We start from the raw sequence: 18,355 nt of genomic DNA on the forward strand, positions 1-18,355 counted from the left end.
AGTAACATATCTTCTTTATTTTACACAGTTCTTTCACAATAAGAAACGGAAATCCCTTCAGAAACTGATTTTGTCTCCTTCTTCCTCATCCCTCTTTCGACCCATACTAAAACCTCCCTCGTCTCTACCTTAAGTAGTAGGACGAGGAAGGTCTCGATCGTATCAAAATTAAATTACACTAAATCAATCGTTTCTTCTAAAGCAAACGCATAGATGACCTTGCGTGAAATTTGAATATGAAGAATCGCTTCTAACGCTTCTTGATACAGATTCAACTGAGTTGCGTACCGATCCCGTAACACATCAGCAGGTGTCTGTCCGACTTCCGTCGTAACGATTTGATCCGATTTATAATCGAGCAAGATATAGGACTCCCCATCCTGAATCAAACAGTCGACGATTCCTTGCATGACTGCGTCATCCACTGGACCTGTCCAGTCTTTCCGGAAACGCGATGCCCCGATCTTATATGTGAACGGCAACTCCCGATAGACGTGGTTCGTCCGTAATCGTTCGCTGAACAATTGTCCGATTTCAGAGTCGAGGAACCCTTGTAACTGTGCTGTCGCTTCCCGCATCGTCGTCGCTTCAATCGGCGTAATGCGTTCCGTCGCTTCCCATTGATTGATTTGTTGCGAAATCGATTCGTCCGGTTCATACAATTGCATCGCTAAGTGTAAGACCGTTCCTCGTTCCGCCCCACTTAAAACAGGTCCGAGGAATTGTGGCGTACGGTAATACGTCGTCTGGCGATATGTCGTTTCGAATGCTGCACGTTCTAGCTGTTCCGCCCGTTTCAGTTCCGTGACGGTCTGTTTTGCTGCCGTCTCTGTCGCAAGCGCATACGGATACTGATACGAAAATGCCGCTTCGACGATTTCTTTGACTTGCGAATTAACCGGCACATCGATTTTTTCAAGCTTCTGAACGTGTTCGAGTTGCTCCACGAGTGTTGAGATTTCTTGATACGGTGCTAACTCCTCTAACGACATCACGCGAATCGACCAATCCGTCTCATCCGGACGTAGTAAACTGCTGCGTAAGACTGCCGGAACGACCCATTCCGCATAACTCTTCGCTTGGCGCCGGTCATTTTCAGGTAGTAAGACTTCATCTGGTGGCGTCATCTGCCAGGTCGCCATTTGATCTTCTAAATCCTTGACTGTCCCGACGAGAATCAACTTTTCCTTCGCTCGAGTCATCGCAACATACAAGACGCGCATCTCTTCTGCCTTCATCTCTCGATCCATTTCCCGGCGGATGACTTCTTTCAAGAGTGTCCCAGATCGCAAACGACGAATCGGATCAATCGCATCTAGGGCAATGCCATACGTCTTATGCAACTGAATCGCCTGCATTTGATCCTGTTTGTTGAATTGCTTCGTCAATTGGCTGACGATCGTCACGGGGAACTCGAGTCCTTTTGATTGGTGGATCGTCATGATGCGAACGACGTCCTCGTCTTCTCCAAGCGAACGGGCTTCTGCGAAGTCTTCTCCTCGTTCAATTAATCGATTGATCAGACGAAGGAAACGATAGAGTCCACGATAACCGGACGTCTCATATTGCTTCGCTCGCTCATATAAGGCGTTCAAGTTGGCTTGACGACTTTTTCCTCCGGCGAGACAGCCGACGTACTCAAAATAGCCGGTCTGATCAAAGAGCGATCGAATGAAGGCAGGTAGGGCACTCCCACGCGCTTCAGTTCGCCATGATTGAATCTGACGGATGATTTCATCCATTCGAATTCCGAGTGATGATTCCTCTGCCGCCATTGCTAGCGCTGCCTCATAAAAGCTTCCTTCTTTTTGTTTTGCTCGAATCCGTCCTAAATCTCGATCCGCCACCCCAAAAATCGGCGATCGTAACAGACTCGCGAATGGGATGTCTTGAAGTGGATTATCGATCGTCTTGAGCAATGCCATCATGATTTGAATTTCCGTCGCTTGGAAGTATCCGCCCGTCGTATCCGCATAGACCGGAATCTCATACTGTTCGAGCACTTCGACAAGCGCTTGGACACGCTTACCACGCGACCGTGCTAAGACGACGATATCGCGGTATTCACACGTTCGGAATCGGTTCGCTTTCGCATCGTAAATCAGATGTGGATGCTTCGAATCAACGAGTTCTAAAATTCGCGTCGCAATCGCTCGTGCTTCAACCTCTTCCTTTTCACTATCAAGTGGATCTATCAAGAGTAATTCAGGCGCCACTTGCTCCGATTCGAGATAACTCAGATTCCCGAGTCGAAGGTGCGCGGCTTCATCGTAATCAATCTCCCCGACCGTCTCATCCATCACTTGGCGGAAGATTTGATTCGTTCCATCCAGCACCTCAAGACGACTGCGGAAGTTTTTTGTTAAATCGATCCGTGTTCCAACGTCGGTCTGTTGGAATCGTTTGAATTTCTCAAGGAACAATCCTGGCTCTGCATGACGAAATTTATAGATGGATTGTTTGACATCACCGACCATGAATAGATTTCCTGTCGCCTCATCCGTTTTCGAGACCAATTGGATGATGCGTTCCTGAACCTCGTTCGTATCTTGATATTCGTCGACGAGTACTTCAACGAAGCGTTCCTTCAGAAGTTTTGCCACGTCTGACGGTTGTCCTTCGTCCGTCAAAATCTCTAATGCAAAATGTTCAAGATCCGAAAAATCGACGATACCACGTTGTTGTTTCGCTTCGAGATAATCGCTTGCAAATTGACGTACGAGTGTCACGATCGTCTCCACGTGTCGAAGCTGCGACCGCAAGTCCTCCAAGTAATCAACACCAGTCTTTTGGACGAACAGCTCTTTCATTTTCTTGAATTCCGCTACGAGTCGCGTCCGCTCTGCTTGAAACGGTTTGATTCCTTCATCCCCGCGTGGACTCTTCCAGCGACCGAACTCTACTGCTTGAAAAGCAAGCGCAACCATCGACCAGTGTCGTTCTGACGTTTCGAGCAAGGTAAAGGGAGAGATATCCTGTCGCATCATGTTTCCCATTTCCGCATAACCAGACTGCTCCAGCTCAAAAGCAAGTTCTCGGTAACGTCCCAATAAATTCGAGAGACTTTCCCACTCTAATTCGACTAGTCGTTGCATAAGTGGAGAATCATCCGGGTCAATCGGCTGATCGTACTGACTGATTAAATGTGCATAAAAGGCTTCCGGATCCGGTAAGGAACGGGAAAATCGATAGAGATTCGAAATCAGCGTCAACATGGCTTGATCATCCCGATCTGACGTATAACTATCAATCAAATCATAGAATCCTGGGTCCTCGGAGGCATAAAAGGACTCAAAGACTGCTTCTAAGACATCGTCTTGTAACAACAGTAATTCGGATTCATCGGCAATTCGAAACGCAGGATCCAGACCAATCCGGTAATAGTTCTCGCGGAGAATCGACAAACAGAACGAATGAATCGTCGTAATTTGTGCCCGGTTCATCAATTGACGCTGTTTTTTCAAATATAAATCATCCGGTGCTTCTTTGATGCGCTGGTCCATGACCTCGATGACCCGCGTCTTCATCTCACGTGCTGCCGCATTCGTAAAGGTAGCAACGAGAATACGATCTGCCGACAACTCATCTTCGGGATCAATCAATCGTTGCGTCAGCCGTTCAACGAGGACGGCTGTCTTCCCTGATCCAGCAGCAGCTGAGACTAGGATATGTCCACCTCTAGCTGAAATGGCTTGTTGTTGTTCTTCCGTCCAACGCACGCTCATTCTTCTTCCTCCTTCAACCGTTCCAGTACCTCTTTTTCAGACATCGGTTTTAATGGGCGATACTGATTCCCAAGCGATTCATCGAACTGACAGACTGAACGATACTCACAAAAACTACACGGTGTCCGCTCTTGATAATCAAACGGATTGATGGCGATATCCCCATCATAGATGTCTTGACTGCTGTCTTTTAATGCCTCCCATGCATGATCCATCAGCGCTGATAAATCTTCCTCTTTTACGACACCTTTCGTCTGCGTCTTATGCAGTCCGTTTTTTGTGAATGTCACTTTGACGAGCGGTGATTTTTTTCGTTCATCGTACGCAATATGATCCATCGCTCGTAGTACCTCGTCATTCTCTAGGATGACGCCTTGCATTTGATAGGACTCGAGTAACAGTTGATTGCGCTCTTCTTCGTCAGCCGATAAATCGCCTCGTAGCATCGGGTTTTTGACGTGGAAATATAACGCACCAGCTGGTTTCGCCTGCTGTTGATAGAGCAACTCCGACTGTTCCACGACCGTCTTCAGATAAAGAAGCATCTGAATGGCAAGCCCATAATAGATTTCCGCAAAATCCAGTCCTCGAGCACTCGATTTGTAATCAATGATTCGAACGTATAGCTGATCACCAATCGTCGCCTGATCAATCCGGTCGATGCGACCCGTGAATTCAATTTCTGTTCCGTCTGGTAACGTAAAGCGTAATGGTGGGAACGTCGCGTTCCCAAAACTGATTTCAAATAAGTCGGGTTCAAAGTCTGTTCGTTTTGCTTGTTCAACAAGCATTTTAGCTGTTTGCTCCACGACATCCGTCAATTTTTTCTTGATATACCCGAACCGACTCGAACTCATCAAAATCGCATTCTGAATTTCCGGTGTCACCTTTTCGACAGCTTCTTTCGCCAGTGTCCCGCACGTTTCGCCGTCGAGCTCTCGCCAGTGTCGTCCAGAAGCTTTAATACTGAGCGACAAATCATTTAATGCGCCATGGAACAGATTCCCGATGTCCGGTGCTTCAAATTTATACAGCTTCCGCTCGCGTAAACGAAGTCCGTATCGAGCAAAATGCTTATACGAGCAGGCGTTATAGGTCTCAAAACGCGAAACGCTCGCTTGCAGTGAATCACCATATAGACGATGCGCCAACCCTTCCGGCAAGGCTTCCGCTTTATTTTGATAGAACAAGGCACTCGAGAATAATCCCATCCGTTCACGTCCCTGTCCGTTTTCGAGAAGTGTGTTATACACTTCGAACCAAATCGGTTGAATCGGATAACGTCGTTGAAGACGCCGGAGTTCAATCGCTGTCGCTGCTGCCGCGCGATCTGGACTCGTCACGAAATCAAGTTGTTCTTGTGGTGCGTGTTCCCCAGCTTCCGCAAAGTGTGTTTTGATCGGACGATCGAGCAACAGTTGTCGCTTTAATTGTTTTGTGATCGCTGCCGGCTGAAGCGCCTTTCCTTCTTCATCGACAAGTGCGTAACTAACATACAATGCTTCACTTGGAGCCATCATCCCTTGATACAGGTAAAACAGCTCATCATCAAACACATCAAGAGACGCTTTTCCAACCGGAATACCATGCTCATGTAAAAAGTCATGATCATTTTCAGACAGTAACTTTGATTGATCTTGAACGAACGGAATCAGACCATCATTCGCTCCTAGTAAAAAGACGACTTTTACTCGTTGTAATCGTCCACGGACATAGTCCGTCGCGATGACTTGATCGAGCGATGGCGGAACAAGTGCAAAACGAAGGCTCTCAAGTCCTGTCTCGACCATCTGGACGAACAAATCCGTCGATAACGTATGCTCAGGCGCAGCAGCTTCTAGCTGTTCGAATAGATGAAGTATCGCTTCGTACACTTGATCATGCTCTCGAGCAACAAGTAACTGATCCTGCTCTAGTGCCTGCTTACGCCATTCCATTAAACGTTCTGCAATTTTCTGTTCTTCAAGGAATTGATAAAGACCTTTCGTATACGCGCTCATCGTCTTTGCCTGCTTCAACCGACGGTGCAACGGTTCAATCAAGTCGACGACGAAGGTTCGTAAATGGTTCAGTTCTTCTTCTTGCGCAAGCTCTTCTTCCGTTAAGCGAACTTCCTCTGCTAGGCGTCGCTTTAATTGCCACGGTTGTTGCCACATCGATCCTTTGATGCCGCGTTCGAGCACGAACGTCTCGAAACGATCGAGCGCTAGACGCGCATCTTCTGCTGGAATCGGCAAGAGCTCCGTCTTCAGTAAACGAAAGACCGTTTCTTCCCGATAACCCGACGTTACGATGTCTAAAGCAGATTGAATCAAGTCAACGAGCGGATGGTGAACCATCGACTCACGTTGATCCAAGAAATATGGAACATCATACATGTGGAAGGCTCGTTCCAAGTGATCCGCATACGGCTCAAGATGTCGCACGACGAATGCCATCTCATGAAACCGATATCCTTTTTGTCGAACGAGTTGAATCGCTTTCCGCACGGCTGATTCCGCTTCAACTTGACGGTTAACTGCAGCTGTCATCTGAAAGCCCTCAATGTCATGATCGACAGGAGGATATCCCGGCTTCAACAAGGCCTGCTCCAAATGTCGTAGTCCTTCTGATTGAAACTTGATTGGTTGATCATACAAAATTTCTTCATATGGAATCGACAGTTCCTGCATCTGACCGATCAATTGCATGTAGCACCGCTGAGACACACCAAAAGAAGTTTGTTTCGCATAAGGATCCGTTGCATCCATCGTAAAACTAATATGCATTTCAGCCACTTGTTGCATCAAGGCGAGTAAAACTTGTTGTTCCTGGAGCGAAAATTCATAAAATCCGTCGACGATGATCGTCGCTTGATCCAGTCGCGCTTTTGGAAGTAATTCGAGCAACGTCGTATAGTAATCGTCTGCATGGAGTGCTTTATCGACGATTCGTTCCGTAAAGCGCTCATAAATCAACGCAAGGTCGTTTAATTTCGGTGACCGTTCGAGAGAGCGATCACTCACTTGACGCAACATGTCTGGCTCAATCAACGAACGTTTAAACGACGCGATGAGCTCATCAAGTCCTTGGAAAAATCCAGGCATGTTTTTAGTTCGTTTAAAAATCTTCAGTTCGTCTTCTGATTCCTCGACGACCTGTCGCAGTAATAGCTGTGTACCCGTCTCATCGAGAAATGGAATCGCTTGATTCCCGTAATCGCGTAAAATATGAAACGCAAAGCGCCGTAGACTCATAACCTCAAGGCGAACAAGACCTGCTATCCGTTCATCTGTCGCAATCCGCCGCTCCATTTCAAATGACATCTGATCTGGAACGATGAAATACATCTTCTCCCCTAGTGGTCGTTGCTCGAGTTCTTGTACGACGCGCTCGATCAATTGTGTCGTTTTTCCACTCCCGGCACGACCAATATGCATATGGTTCATCAAGAAAACCTCCTCCTCGTTTTTTCTTTACTCTTAGTATCTCACAAACAAGAACAAATGTACTGTTTTTGGCGCATGTCTTCTACGTATAAATTTGCTATAATCAGGACACATCCTATGTAAGGCAGGTGATGCTTCTTGTCACTTTACGAAACCGTCGGAGGCGAGCATATACTCACATCCTTGGTTCGCTCGTTCTATCATCAAGTCTACCATGATTCACTATTGCGACCGTTGTTCCCTGACGATCGACAACGTGTCGAACAGGCACAACTCGTCTTCTTGACCCAATTGACAGGAGGACCGCGCGACCCGGATCAACCGCCGGCGAGTTTAGCGATGATTCACCGGTTATTACCGATTCAAAAAGAACATGCCATCCGTTGGTTGGAACTGATGGAAGTAGCTTCTCTTGAGACAATTCCAAATGAAGAAGCACGACTCCAACTACTCGATCGATTACGAATTGGCGCGATGAATGTACTACGCGTTTGTGAAGCACACCAGATGGACTGAGGGATTTTTCTTTCTCATCTGTCCATTTCCATGTAAAATAATAATTGGAGGCGATAAAACATGACGGAAGAACAAGAACAACGACCTGAACTCGTAAAGAATGCGATCGAGCAAGCAGAAGCATCGACGAACGAGGATGACACGCTCGAGGAAGAGCAAACCGAAGAACAAAAAAAATTGGATCACATCAAAGGTCTCGTAACCCTTGAACGCGGATCTGATTACTATCGTGTCGTTTTTTATGACGACCATAAACACTTGATTTTCAAGGAACTCGATTACGATCGTGTTGACTTCGTAGGTCGTTTCTACAATGACAGCTTTGATCCGACAAACCTGACGGAACTTGAGGAAATCGCAGACAAAGCACTCTCGACTTCTTTACGAAAACGATTCTTATAATGCATGAAAGAAGCCGTCCTCCGATTGGAGAACGGCTTCTTTTTTATTGATCAGATTGTTTTTTCTTCCGACGAAGGACGTAAGCAAGAACCCCACCTGCGACAGCGATCCCTGTTGCCGCTAAGATCGGTAATAAGACCTTTTTGTTAGATGCTAGTTTTTGTTTGACTTGCTCAAGGCGCGACTCATTCGTCTCCTTCAAGGCGATGGATGTCCGACGGTTCATCGTGACGTGTTTCGCAGCATCCGTCACAACGATGCGTTTCGTGACCCAACGGCGATTTCCAGCATCATCGACGACTAATTGTCGTGCCCGTTTAATTCCTTTGATTCGTTTACCCGGTGTATTTTCCGGACGCACGATGCGGGAACTGATAAAGCGTCTGCCTCCAGTCGCACCAAATCCAGGCTGTAATTTTCGGCGATTTAACCATTCGTATGATTCATTCATCGTGTCGCGGTAAAAGTTACCGCTTCACCTCCCTATGATTTCTCTCTCTACTGTTTCTCCTTACGTAAGTAAGATTCCTGTTATGTGTTTCCACTTTTCACCGATTCTTAAACTCCGGCAACTGAAAACGACGCTGCATTTCATACGCCAGTTCCAGTGTTTTAATCCGTTGTCGTTCGATGCTGTATGCGGATGCATCCGTATCGATACATTGACCTGTCTGAAATTCGACTTGTACTTTACCGGATTTTTTCTGAACAGTCTTCATCTGTTTGAAATTAATCCAAATACATTCCGCCTTTTCTTTTGCGGTCGTTGGAAAGAAAATCGTCTGTGCTTGCCAATCCACTAAAACAGGGGTCTTTCGGTTCGGACCAAGAATATGCCGCGCTGCTTCGATTCTTCCACGCATGGACGAACCAAAATACAAACAGGATTCTTCAATCAACTTAATGGGATGACCATCTAAAATACTTTCAGAATGTTCCTTGATGACGAGTGTCTGCGGTTCACCGTATTGACCGTATCGCGGGATCAAGGCTAACGTTTCTTCCGTGATTGGGTATGACATCTCCTTCGCTCCCTTCCTGGATTATATTGGTTATATCAAACTTCCTTTTGCCTTGCATGACCGGAACGATTATTTCCTAACGAAAAAAACGAGATCCAAAGATCCCGTTTTTAAAATTCTTTTGGTTTTTTTTCCTCTTGCTCAATAAAATGACGTGGGAAATTAAAAATCACACAAACTTTTCCAACTCCATTTCCCGCAGAACGGTTTTCGATTGCGACCGTTCCATCATGACGCTCAACGATCCGTTTGACGATATAGAGACCAAGCCCAAACTTTCCTTCCTTGCCACGTGAGAATTGATGGAACAGTGGCGAGGAGGCGTCAAGCGGTGGTCCGTCATTTTCGATTTCGATATGCACCTGATCCGCTGTTCCGGACAATCGGATATCGATTCGTGTTTCGGCATAACGAATCGCATTGTCCATGACATTTTCGAGCGCAACACGTAACTGCTCTCCTTCACCAAGAACGATTCCCGCTTCTCCACTAACATGCCATTCAAGTGATTTCGTCCCAGAAAAGCGATTTTTCAACAGATGCACCATCCGGTCGATGTCAACATTGTCCCACGTTGAACGATCGAGCTCGAAATAGTCGAGCTTCGTGACATAAAGTAGAGCTGCGACTTTTTTCTCCAACCGCTCCGCTTCTTCATCAATGACGGATACGGATCCGGTCAAATCACCATCTGGATAAATCCCGTCTGAGATGGATTGAGCATAACTTCGGATGACCATGATCGGTGTCTTCAAATCATGGGAGATGTTTTGAAGTAATGATTTTTGTGCCTTATCTTGTTTTTCAAGATCCATCCGCATCGCATCGACCGATCGTGCGAGTCGTCCGATTTCATCCCCGCGATCAAGTGGAAGTGGTGTATCCCATTTCTGAGCCGCGATCTTCCCGACCGCTCCCTCGATTTCGACGAGTGGTTGTGTCAACCGTCGCGCTAACCAAAAGGCAATGAATAGCGTAAAGATACTTCCAATGATGACGACGAATCCGATTTTCGAGAATAACTGCGTAATCAGTTCTTGTCGATACGCATCCCAAACATAGGAGACACGATAGTACGTTTCACCACTATCCTCGATTTTTCGAATACTGTAGTATACATCTTCTTTATCAAGACGCGTTGTATACTTTGCCGTAACTGTTTTTTGATCAATCGCATCACGGTACATCTGATTGATCAGCTGTTGTGGTGCTCCACCGTAATAGAGCTTTCCGTTTTTAGAAAGGAGTAAGATATTAACAGAACGGGACTCCTGTTTTCGGCGGTCAAATTCAATCGGATTATCCTGAAGCATCTCGATGACGGAGGCGTCCTTCGAGAAGAAGACTTCGCTATTCTCAAGTGTCGCATAGACCTGTTCATCGATGAAATTTCCGATCGATGACCGAATGACCAGGAGAATGACCGCAGAAAGCGTGACGATGACGAGCAGAAACATCGCCCAAATCTGGAATCCGAGACTGCGGTTTTTCATGCAGACACCAAGCGATAACCGATCCCGTAAATCGTTTCGAGCTCGAGTTTCGATAATTTTTTACGGACGCGACGAACGAGATCATCGACGACTCGGTCTGAACCGAAATAATCGTCACCCCAGACGCTGACAAGAATCTGCTCGCGTGACATCGGCGTCCCAATTTGTGTGGCGAATAAAATCAACAAATCGTACTCTTTCGACGTCAAATCGATTTCTTGACCATTCTCTTCGATGATTCGTTTCTCTGGATAAATCATATAATCACCGTATTGGATGACACCACTCTTTGGTGTCGCATACGTTCGTGCCAAAATCTTTTTGACGCGGATGACGAGTTCTCGCGGAAGGAACGGTTTTGCGATGTAATCGTCTGATCCCATCTCAAGACCAATGATTTTATCGATGTCCTCATCACGAGCCGAGATGAAGATGACAGGTGTCGTCTCATCATGTGCCTTGATCCGCTTAATCAATTGAAAACCATCCATATCCGGTAGCATGATGTCTAAAATCCATAAGTCAGGCTTTTCAACGATGGCAGAGGCCGCTGCCTCACCAGACGTAAACGACTTCACCTGCCATCCCTCTTGCTCCAAATATTTAACGAGTACACGATTCAAGTTCACTTCATCATCAACTAAATAGATTGTATGCATGGCTCTCACTCCTCGACTAATGTGCTTTGTTTCAGTGTATCAAAGGAATTCCGCAAAATTATGGGAGAGTGGATAATAATTCAAAAAAACCTTTCTTTTCAAAAGAAAAGAAAGGCGAAGTCATAAATTTTCTATTATTTGACGAGACGGAGCGCTGGATACGCTACTTGCTCGTTCTTTGAAGTCACAGGTGTTGCCTGTTGACGACGTTCCATTTTTACGACGTGCGTCAAAAATCCAACGCCGCCTCCTAGCAATACCGTTACACCCGTCATTAATAGAATCTCCATTTTCTTCGCCACCTTTTCCATCGCAATTGATAATCAGTATCATCCTCAAACTGACTATATCATGCTCAAACGAAAATGAGAAGCGTTCTCATGAAATTAATCGTCTAAAAACTTTTGTTGTTCCAGTTCATGGCGTTTTCGAATGATTTCCTTCCAATCAAATTGTCCTTGTTCGAGTCCATTGATTAAAATTTCAGCAGTTCCGACATTCGTCGCAAGCGGTAAATCGTACACATCACATAATCGAATAAGTGCGGAGACGTCCGGCTCATGCGGTTGGGCCGTTAGTGGATCCCGTAAAAAAATCACGATATCGATTTTTCCTTGTGCTACAAGCGCTCCGATTTCCTGATCCCCACCGAGTGGACCTGACTTACAGCGATGGACGTGCAGATCGGTTGCTTCCATGATCCGTTGTCCGGTCGTTCCTGTCGCGTATAATGTATTTTTCTTAAAGAATGCGGCGTAAGCCCGTGTGAAGCCCATCATCTCATCCTTTTTCTCATCATGTGCAATCAAAGCGATATTCATTCGTATCCCCTCCTTCTTGTCTATGCACAGAAAAAGAACTTCAGAAACCTGAAGTTCTTGAGAGACTCATGAATTCGTCGGTTGTTTCTTCAACACGGTCCGTAAAATCTTCCCGGTCGTATTACGAGGTAATTGATCGATGAACTCAATCTGCGTTGGACATTTATATTTCGCGAGTGATGTAGCACAGAATGCCTGCGTTTCCTCTTCCGTCATCGTCTCACGAGCAACAACGAATGCTTTGACGGCTTCGCCCATCTCCTCATCCGGTATGCCGATGACGGCGGCTTCAATGACGTTCGGATGTTGGTAGAGGACTTCTTCGACTTCACGCGGGTAGACGTTGTAACCACCGACGATGATCATATCTTTTTTACGATCGACGATATAGAAATAACCGTCTTCATCTCGACGAGCCAAATCACCCGTATATAACCAGCCATCGCGTAACGTCGCTTGCGACTCTTCCGGCATCTTGTAATAACCCGTCATGACGTTTGGTCCTCGAACGATCAATTCTCCGACTTGACCATTTGGTAATTCTTGTCCGAGTTCATCGACGACTTTGTTTTCGACATCGACGATCGATGTCCCAATCGAGCCTGGTTTTTGAACACCATTGACCGGATTGAAACAAGTGACGGGTGATGCTTCCGATAAACCATATCCTTCGAGGATATGACATTGGAATGTTCGATCAAATGCTTCAAGAAGCGGCACTGGAAGACTTGCTCCTCCTGAGACGAACAAACGTGTTGATTCAAAATAGGTCGCATATTTCGGATGAGCCTTCACGGTTTGAAGTAAGAAATTATACATCGTCGGTACACCCGCAAAAATCGTCACCTGTTCTTTTTTTGCTAACTCAAACGTCTCTTGTGGTGAAAAACGTGGAGCAATGATGATTGACGCTCCATGTGCGAGTGAAGCATTGACGACGACCGTCAAACAAAAAACATGGAACATCGGTAATACGGCAAGTGTCCGGTCGCTACTGGATACATGTAGATAATCCCCAATCGAGCGTGCATTCGACGTCAGATTACGGTGGGACAACATCGCACCTTTTGGTTTTCCTGTCGTCCCACTCGTATAGAGAATGACAGCGATGTCGTCCAGTTCATTCGTCACTTCTGTCAATGGATGTTCGATTTCGAGCCAGCGATCGAGCGTGATGAACGTCACTTGTTGATGCGTTTCGTTTGGTCCTTCCTGATCCGCGTAAGGAACAGAGACGACGATCTTGAGATTCGGTAAATGCACGAGACGATCTTTTGCAGCTTCGACGAGCGGTGCAATGCCTAAAATCCCCTTCACATCACCGTTCATCAGGATATACCCGATTTCATCCGGTGTATATGTAGGGTTGATTGGAATCGCGATTGCCCCTTGTTTCATGATGGCGTAATATGCCACTAGGAATGCTGGGCTATTCCCTAAGATTAGCGCGACATGATCACCTTTTCGGATTCCGTTCGCTTCGAGTGCGCCGGCTGCCCGGTGAAACTTCTCGACAAACTCACGATAGCTGACTTGCGTGTCCTCAAACACATACGCCGTTGAATCCGGATGTGTTCGAGCGGTTTCTTCGACGGATTGAATCAATCCAAGCATGAGCAAAATTCCCCTTTCGAATGAATGACTATTCATTTTTTACGTAAAAAAAATCCATACGTAGTCAAAAGCGACCGTATGGATAGTGTAACACTTTTTGGAAACGTTTTCACCGAGTTTCTTTTTAACCGTTGACGATGACACCACCATTCAAGTGAAGGACTTGTCCTGTCATATAACTTGAATCGTTACACGCGAGGAAAACATATGCCGATGCCATCTCAGCCGGCTGCCCTGGGCGATCCATCGGTGTATTTTTCCCGAATGTCTTGACTGATTCATGCGGGAACGTTTCCGTGATGAGCGGTGTCCAGATCGGACCCGGTGCGACGGCATTGACACGAATGCCTTCCTTCGCTAAGTTCATCGAAAGACTCCGAGTGAAGCTGACGATTGCTCCCTTCGTCGCAGAATAGTCAATCAAAAGCGCGTTCCCTTCGTATGCCGTTGAAGATGTCGTATTGATGATGGCAGAACCGAGTGAAAGGTGCGGTAAGGCAGCACGGGCAAGACGCATCATTCCGAAGATATTCGTCTTGAACGTCTTCTCCATCGACTCGTCTGTGATGTCCTTCAGACTATCTTCTGGTTTTTGCATACTCGCATTGTTGACGATGATATCTAAGCGACCGAAACGATCGATCGTTTTTTGGACGAGTGTTTCACAGTAATCTGCATCTCCGATATCCCCTTTAGAAAGTAGGACTTCGCCGCCTAATTCCTCAAGGCGTGCCTTTGTTTCTTCTGCCCCTTCTTGATCACCGTAGAAGGCGATGACGACTTTCGCTCCTTCTCGGACATAAGCAATTGAGACAGCACGCCCGATTCCAGAGTTGCCGCCCGTGACGATCGCGACTTTCCCCTCTAATTTTCCTGCTGCCTTATAATCATCACGCTCATAATATGGTAACGGCTGTTCATCCTCCGTTTTTGGTAACTGTTCTGAAATCCGTTCGAAATCAATAAAGTCCGTCAACGAACCTTCTAAAAAATTATCTTTATTATAGCCCATGAAAAAAACTCCCCCTATGCAGTTGATAGAAGGAGTTTTCCCATAAAGACTTACGCTAAAACGTCTAGCACCTCATCTAGTTCGACAGCGCCGAAGTATTTTTTCAATTCGTACCGACCGAGCACTTCGCGAAGAGACGCGCGATCATAGCGTGAACCTTCGAGCGCCCGCGCGATTTCCTCTGCATCCTCGACGCCAAAGAAGTCGCCATAAATCTTCGCTTCTTCGATGATGCCTTTTTTGACGTTCAGCCGGAAATCAATCGTACCAATCGGGAAGCGTTTTTTATGGATGACATCGAATTTCGGCGATTTCCCGAAATTCCACTCCCAGTTGCCATAACGTTCTGCCGAGATGGCACGTACTTTATCCCAGTCCTCTTCGGTTAAGATATACCGTTCAATCTCTTTCCCTTCATAGATCGAAGCAAGGAGATGATCGACGAATTGTTCCATCGTCAATGGTTCTGACAGGAATTCCGAGATATTCGCGACACGACTCCGGACTGATTTAATGCCTTTAGAGCGCATCTTCTCTTCACTGACGACAAGCGCATTGACGACTTCTTCGATGTTCGAATCGAGCATCAGTGTACCGTGACTAAACATCCGCCCTTTAGTCGTGAACTGGGCATTCCCACTGATTTTCCGACTTCCGACATGAATATCGTTTCGTCCGGATAACTCCGCTTCGACACCGAGTTTATGCAGCGCTTGTACGACTGGCTCCGTGAACTTTTTATAGTTGTTGAACGAATCACCGTCATCTTTTGTCAAGAAACTGAAGTTCAAGTTTCCTTCGTCATGATACACAGCGCCACCACCTGAAAGACGACGGACGACGTGGATGCCGTTTTCCTCAACATACTTCAAATTGACTTCTTCGTTCGTGTTCTGGTTTTTTCCGACGATTATCGATGGACCGTTGATATAAAACAAGAAATAATCTTCTTCATTAACGTTTAGGTTGTTCAAGATGAATTCTTCGACAGCGAGATTGATTCGCGCATCGCGAATCTCAGGATGGAAGATGAATTTCATAAGGGTTTCGTGCTCCTTTGTGATGGAATCATAATGTGATCAGTTACAGCCGTCAACACCACACGCGTCACCTTCAGCGATGACTTCAAGTGTTTGTTCTTGACGCATCTTCGCGAAGACTTGTTCGAAGGCTTCCACTGGTTGTGCGCCAGAAATGGCATATTTCCGGTCAAAGACGAAGAACGGTACACCACGGACACCCAGTTGTTGTGCCATCGCTTCTTCTTCTCGAACATCTGTCGCCAGTTCTTCTGACGCAAGAAACGCTGTGACGTCTGCCTCAGCAAGTCCAGCATCTACTGCGATCCGTGTCAGAATGGCTTGGTCATTCAGATCTTCTCCATTCATGAAGTACGCTGTGAACAGTGCTTCTGATACTGCATTCATCTTACCATGTTTTTTTGCGAATTGAGTCAGGCGATGAGCCTCGAATGTATTGGCTGGAATGACACGATCCATCTCATAGTGCAAGCCTTCTTGACGTGCCGTATCAACGACACCTTGCGACATATTCCGTGCTTGTTCGAGAGTCGTTCCATATTTTGACGCAAGAATTTCGTATAATCCTTGCGTCGGTACTGCTGGTGCATCTGGATCGAGTTCAAAGCTCTTGAATTCGACCTCGACATCTAACTTTTCGTTCGCAATTGCTTGTTCTAAACGACGCTTCCCAATATAACAAAACGGACATGCGTAATCCGACCATACTTCTACTTTCATCTGTGTTCTCTCCTTTTGTGCAATTTCATACATTAAGCATAGTCGCCTCTAGACAGAGTTGCAATCTTTCCGCCCGCGTCAATACGAATATGTAAAAAAAGGAATCAAGATCATATTGATCTTGATTCCTTGATGAGTTAAAGAGCTTATTCTGTCACGAGTGCATGTGCTGCATCTTCGATCTCGATATCGAGTTCTTTCGTATAAGCAGCTGTTTGTTCTGCTGTCCAGTTCAAGACAGATTTCATCTCTTCGATGACGGCATCTTTATGAGCACGAGCCCAAGCGATATCGAAGAAGACAGCACCTGTACGGCGGATGAAGAAGTCGATCGGACGAGCGACCATTTCATGTTCGATGCTGTAGTGGAGTTGTGCATAGACAGAACGTGGAAGAGCTGTCGTTGCTGCATCGAATGCTGCTGCGTATTCCAGTACTTTCGGTAAGTTCGAACCGTAGCGTTTTGCTAGGAATTGAACTTCTTCTGTCGTTAGACCGTTCGTTGCTGTTTGAGCTTTTAAGAATTCAGCAAATCCTTTTGCTCCGCCGACGTGTCCACCAGACATTGGCATGTTTTTCGTCGAGCAACGTGCGTACGCGACGTTTTCTTCTTTTTTCAAGAGTTTAGCGACGAGATCAACGACGTGCTCACCCATTTTACGGTATCCAGTCAATTTCCCACCCGCAATCGTGATGAGACCTGACTCAGACTGCCATACTTCATCTTTACGAGAGATTTCAGAAGGATCTTTTCCTTCTTCATAAATCAATGGACGTACACCAGCCCAGCTTGATTCTACGTCTTCTGCTGTCACTTTAACCTCTGGGAACATATAGTGAATCGCGTCTAGGACGTAGTCTTGGTCTTCGACTGTGAACTTCGGATGTGCAGTATCTTTATCGAAGAACGTATCTGTCGTACCAACGTACGCTTTTCCATCACGTGGAATCGCGAAGATCATCCGACCGTCTGGTGTATCGAAGTAGACCGCTTGTTTGAGTGGGAATTTCGATTGATCGATGACGACGTGGACCCCTTTTGTCAAACGAAGTTGTTTCCCGACTTTAGAGCCATCTTTTTCACGTAATTCATCGACCCATGGACCTGTCGCGTTGACGACTTTTTTCGCACGGATTTCATGTACGTCACCTGTCAAGAGGTCTGTCACACGCATGCCGACGACTTTTCCAGCATCGTAGATGATTTCTTCTGCTTTTGTATAGTTGACGACACGTGCACCGTGTTCGACCGCTTCTTTCATGACTTCAATCGTTAGACGAGCGTCATCTGTGCGGTACTCGACGTAGTAACCGCCACCTTTGAGACCTTGTTGTTTGACGAGTGGTTCTTTCGCTAATGTTTCTTTCGCAGATAACATCGTACGCCATTCCGAACGTTTAACACCTGCTAAGAAGTCATAAACACGGAGACCGATTGACGTACTGAATGGTCCGAACGTACCGCCTTTATGCATCGGAAGCAACATCCACTCTGGTGTCGTGACGTGTGGTCCGTTTTCGTAAACGATCGCACGTTCTTTACCGACTTCAGCGACCATCTGAACTTCGAATTGTTTTAAATAACGTAGACCACCATGGACTAATTTCGTTGAACGACTAGACGTACCGGACGCGAAATCCTGCATTTCGACGAGGCCAATCTTCATACCGCGTGACGCTGCATCGAGGGCGATCCCCGCACCTGTGATACCGCCACCTACGACGAGTAGATCGAGTTCTTCACGTGTTAATCGATTATAGACATCTGCACGGTTTTTGCTTGAAAATGGTTGGTTAGCCATGAATAGTTCCTCCTGTTTAGGTTCGAAAAAAAAAGAGACCACAACAAACACGCTGACTATGTCAACTGCTGCTGTGGTCTCTCCATATTCTCCGACCGATT

At 46.2% G+C, this 18,355-nt stretch carries 15 protein-coding genes; 2 read left to right on the forward strand and 13 right to left on the reverse strand.

Features of this window, described 5'->3' with window-relative positions; genetic code table 11:
* Positions 1 to 173 precede the first annotated feature (173 nt).
* Entirely contained in the window at positions 174 to 3,725 is a 3,552-nt protein-coding gene (addA, locus tag KNQ18_RS11015; protein WP_215084759.1) for a helicase-exonuclease AddAB subunit AddA, read from the reverse strand.
* Complete coding sequence (gene addB, locus KNQ18_RS11020; protein ID WP_215084761.1) at positions 3,722 to 7,153, reverse strand: helicase-exonuclease AddAB subunit AddB; 3,432 nt, start codon at positions 7,151 to 7,153, stop codon at positions 3,722 to 3,724. The genes addA and addB overlap by 4 nt, the downstream gene beginning before the upstream one ends.
* 138 nt (positions 7,154 to 7,291) lie before the next feature.
* On the opposite strand from addB, the gene KNQ18_RS11025 reads away from it, so the two are divergent.
* Both KNQ18_RS11025 and KNQ18_RS11030 read left to right on the forward strand, forming a co-directional pair.
* Positions 7,292 to 7,669 (forward strand): globin domain-containing protein, encoded by a 378-nt coding sequence (locus KNQ18_RS11025; protein WP_215084763.1) that lies wholly within the window; start codon positions 7,292 to 7,294, stop codon positions 7,667 to 7,669.
* A gap of 60 nt (positions 7,670 to 7,729) precedes the next feature.
* Positions 7,730 to 8,071 (forward strand): hypothetical protein, encoded by a 342-nt coding sequence (locus KNQ18_RS11030; protein WP_029340963.1) that lies wholly within the window; start codon positions 7,730 to 7,732, stop codon positions 8,069 to 8,071.
* Between the two features lie 43 nt (positions 8,072 to 8,114).
* Here KNQ18_RS11030 and KNQ18_RS11035 read toward each other — a convergent pair whose 3' ends face one another.
* From KNQ18_RS11035 to KNQ18_RS11085, 11 genes are all read right to left on the reverse strand, one after another.
* Complete coding sequence (locus tag KNQ18_RS11035) at positions 8,115 to 8,522, reverse strand: hypothetical protein (RefSeq protein WP_023467385.1); 408 nt, start codon at positions 8,520 to 8,522, stop codon at positions 8,115 to 8,117.
* Positions 8,523 to 8,619: 97 nt separating this feature from the next.
* Entirely contained in the window at positions 8,620 to 9,093 is a 474-nt protein-coding gene (locus KNQ18_RS11040; RefSeq protein WP_029340962.1) for a competence protein ComK, read from the reverse strand.
* Positions 9,094 to 9,203: 110 nt separating this feature from the next.
* Positions 9,204 to 10,586, reverse strand: coding sequence for a HAMP domain-containing sensor histidine kinase (locus KNQ18_RS11045; RefSeq protein ID WP_214728720.1), 1,383 nt, complete (start codon positions 10,584 to 10,586; stop codon positions 9,204 to 9,206).
* Positions 10,583 to 11,245 carry a response regulator transcription factor gene (locus KNQ18_RS11050; RefSeq protein WP_023467381.1) on the reverse strand — a complete coding sequence of 221 codons (663 nt, stop codon included), beginning with the start codon at positions 11,243 to 11,245 and terminating at the stop codon, positions 10,583 to 10,585. Before KNQ18_RS11050 ends, KNQ18_RS11045 begins: the two co-directional genes overlap by 4 nt.
* A 134-nt stretch (positions 11,246 to 11,379) precedes the next feature.
* Positions 11,380 to 11,535, reverse strand: a complete 156-nt coding sequence (locus tag KNQ18_RS11055; protein WP_023467380.1) for a hypothetical protein — start codon at positions 11,533 to 11,535, stop codon at positions 11,380 to 11,382.
* A gap of 96 nt (positions 11,536 to 11,631) precedes the next feature.
* Entirely contained in the window at positions 11,632 to 12,066 is a 435-nt protein-coding gene (mgsA, locus tag KNQ18_RS11060) for a methylglyoxal synthase (protein WP_023467379.1), read from the reverse strand.
* A gap of 66 nt (positions 12,067 to 12,132) precedes the next feature.
* Entirely contained in the window at positions 12,133 to 13,680 is a 1,548-nt protein-coding gene (locus tag KNQ18_RS11065; RefSeq protein ID WP_215084765.1) for a fatty acid--CoA ligase family protein, read from the reverse strand.
* Positions 13,681 to 13,804: 124 nt separating this feature from the next.
* Positions 13,805 to 14,692, reverse strand: coding sequence for an SDR family oxidoreductase (locus KNQ18_RS11070; protein WP_064300368.1), 888 nt, complete (start codon positions 14,690 to 14,692; stop codon positions 13,805 to 13,807).
* A gap of 50 nt (positions 14,693 to 14,742) precedes the next feature.
* Positions 14,743 to 15,732, reverse strand: a complete 990-nt coding sequence (gene lplA, locus KNQ18_RS11075) for a lipoate--protein ligase (protein ID WP_023467375.1) — start codon at positions 15,730 to 15,732, stop codon at positions 14,743 to 14,745.
* A gap of 39 nt (positions 15,733 to 15,771) precedes the next feature.
* Complete coding sequence (locus KNQ18_RS11080; RefSeq protein WP_215084766.1) at positions 15,772 to 16,452, reverse strand: DsbA family oxidoreductase; 681 nt, start codon at positions 16,450 to 16,452, stop codon at positions 15,772 to 15,774.
* Between the two features lie 146 nt (positions 16,453 to 16,598).
* Positions 16,599 to 18,254 carry a glycerol-3-phosphate dehydrogenase/oxidase gene (locus KNQ18_RS11085; RefSeq protein WP_214747420.1) on the reverse strand — a complete coding sequence of 552 codons (1,656 nt, stop codon included), beginning with the start codon at positions 18,252 to 18,254 and terminating at the stop codon, positions 16,599 to 16,601.
* Positions 18,255 to 18,355 lie beyond the last annotated feature (101 nt).

The sequence above is a fragment of the Exiguobacterium sp. s78 genome (assembly GCF_018618985.1).
In the GTDB taxonomy this organism is placed as follows: Bacteria; Bacillota; Bacilli; order Exiguobacteriales; family Exiguobacteriaceae; genus Exiguobacterium_A; species Exiguobacterium_A abrahamii.

Bases quoted from the DNA above. Each gene is read 5' to 3' on its own strand.
- addA (WP_215084759.1), bottom strand. From the start codon at position 3,725: ATGAGCGTGCGTTGGACGGAAGAACAACAACAAGCCATTTCAGCTAGA.
- addB (WP_215084761.1), bottom strand. From the start codon at position 7,153: ATGAACCATATGCATATTGGTCGTGCCGGGAGTGGAAAAACGACACAA.
- KNQ18_RS11030 (WP_029340963.1), top strand. From the start codon at position 7,730: ATGACGGAAGAACAAGAACAACGACCTGAACTCGTAAAGAATGCGATC.
- KNQ18_RS11035 (WP_023467385.1), bottom strand. From the start codon at position 8,522: ATGAATGAATCATACGAATGGTTAAATCGCCGAAAATTACAGCCTGGA.
- KNQ18_RS11040 (WP_029340962.1), bottom strand. From the start codon at position 9,093: ATGTCATACCCAATCACGGAAGAAACGTTAGCCTTGATCCCGCGATAC.
- KNQ18_RS11045 (WP_214728720.1), bottom strand. From the start codon at position 10,586: ATGAAAAACCGCAGTCTCGGATTCCAGATTTGGGCGATGTTTCTGCTC.
- KNQ18_RS11050 (WP_023467381.1), bottom strand. From the start codon at position 11,245: ATGCATACAATCTATTTAGTTGATGATGAAGTGAACTTGAATCGTGTA.
- KNQ18_RS11055 (WP_023467380.1), bottom strand. From the start codon at position 11,535: ATGGAGATTCTATTAATGACGGGTGTAACGGTATTGCTAGGAGGCGGC.
- mgsA (WP_023467379.1), bottom strand. From the start codon at position 12,066: ATGAATATCGCTTTGATTGCACATGATGAGAAAAAGGATGAGATGATG.
- KNQ18_RS11065 (WP_215084765.1), bottom strand. From the start codon at position 13,680: ATGCTTGGATTGATTCAATCCGTCGAAGAAACCGCTCGAACACATCCG.
- KNQ18_RS11070 (WP_064300368.1), bottom strand. From the start codon at position 14,692: ATGGGCTATAATAAAGATAATTTTTTAGAAGGTTCGTTGACGGACTTT.
- lplA (WP_023467375.1), bottom strand. From the start codon at position 15,732: ATGAAATTCATCTTCCATCCTGAGATTCGCGATGCGCGAATCAATCTC.
- KNQ18_RS11080 (WP_215084766.1), bottom strand. From the start codon at position 16,452: ATGAAAGTAGAAGTATGGTCGGATTACGCATGTCCGTTTTGTTATATT.
- KNQ18_RS11085 (WP_214747420.1), bottom strand. From the start codon at position 18,254: ATGGCTAACCAACCATTTTCAAGCAAAAACCGTGCAGATGTCTATAAT.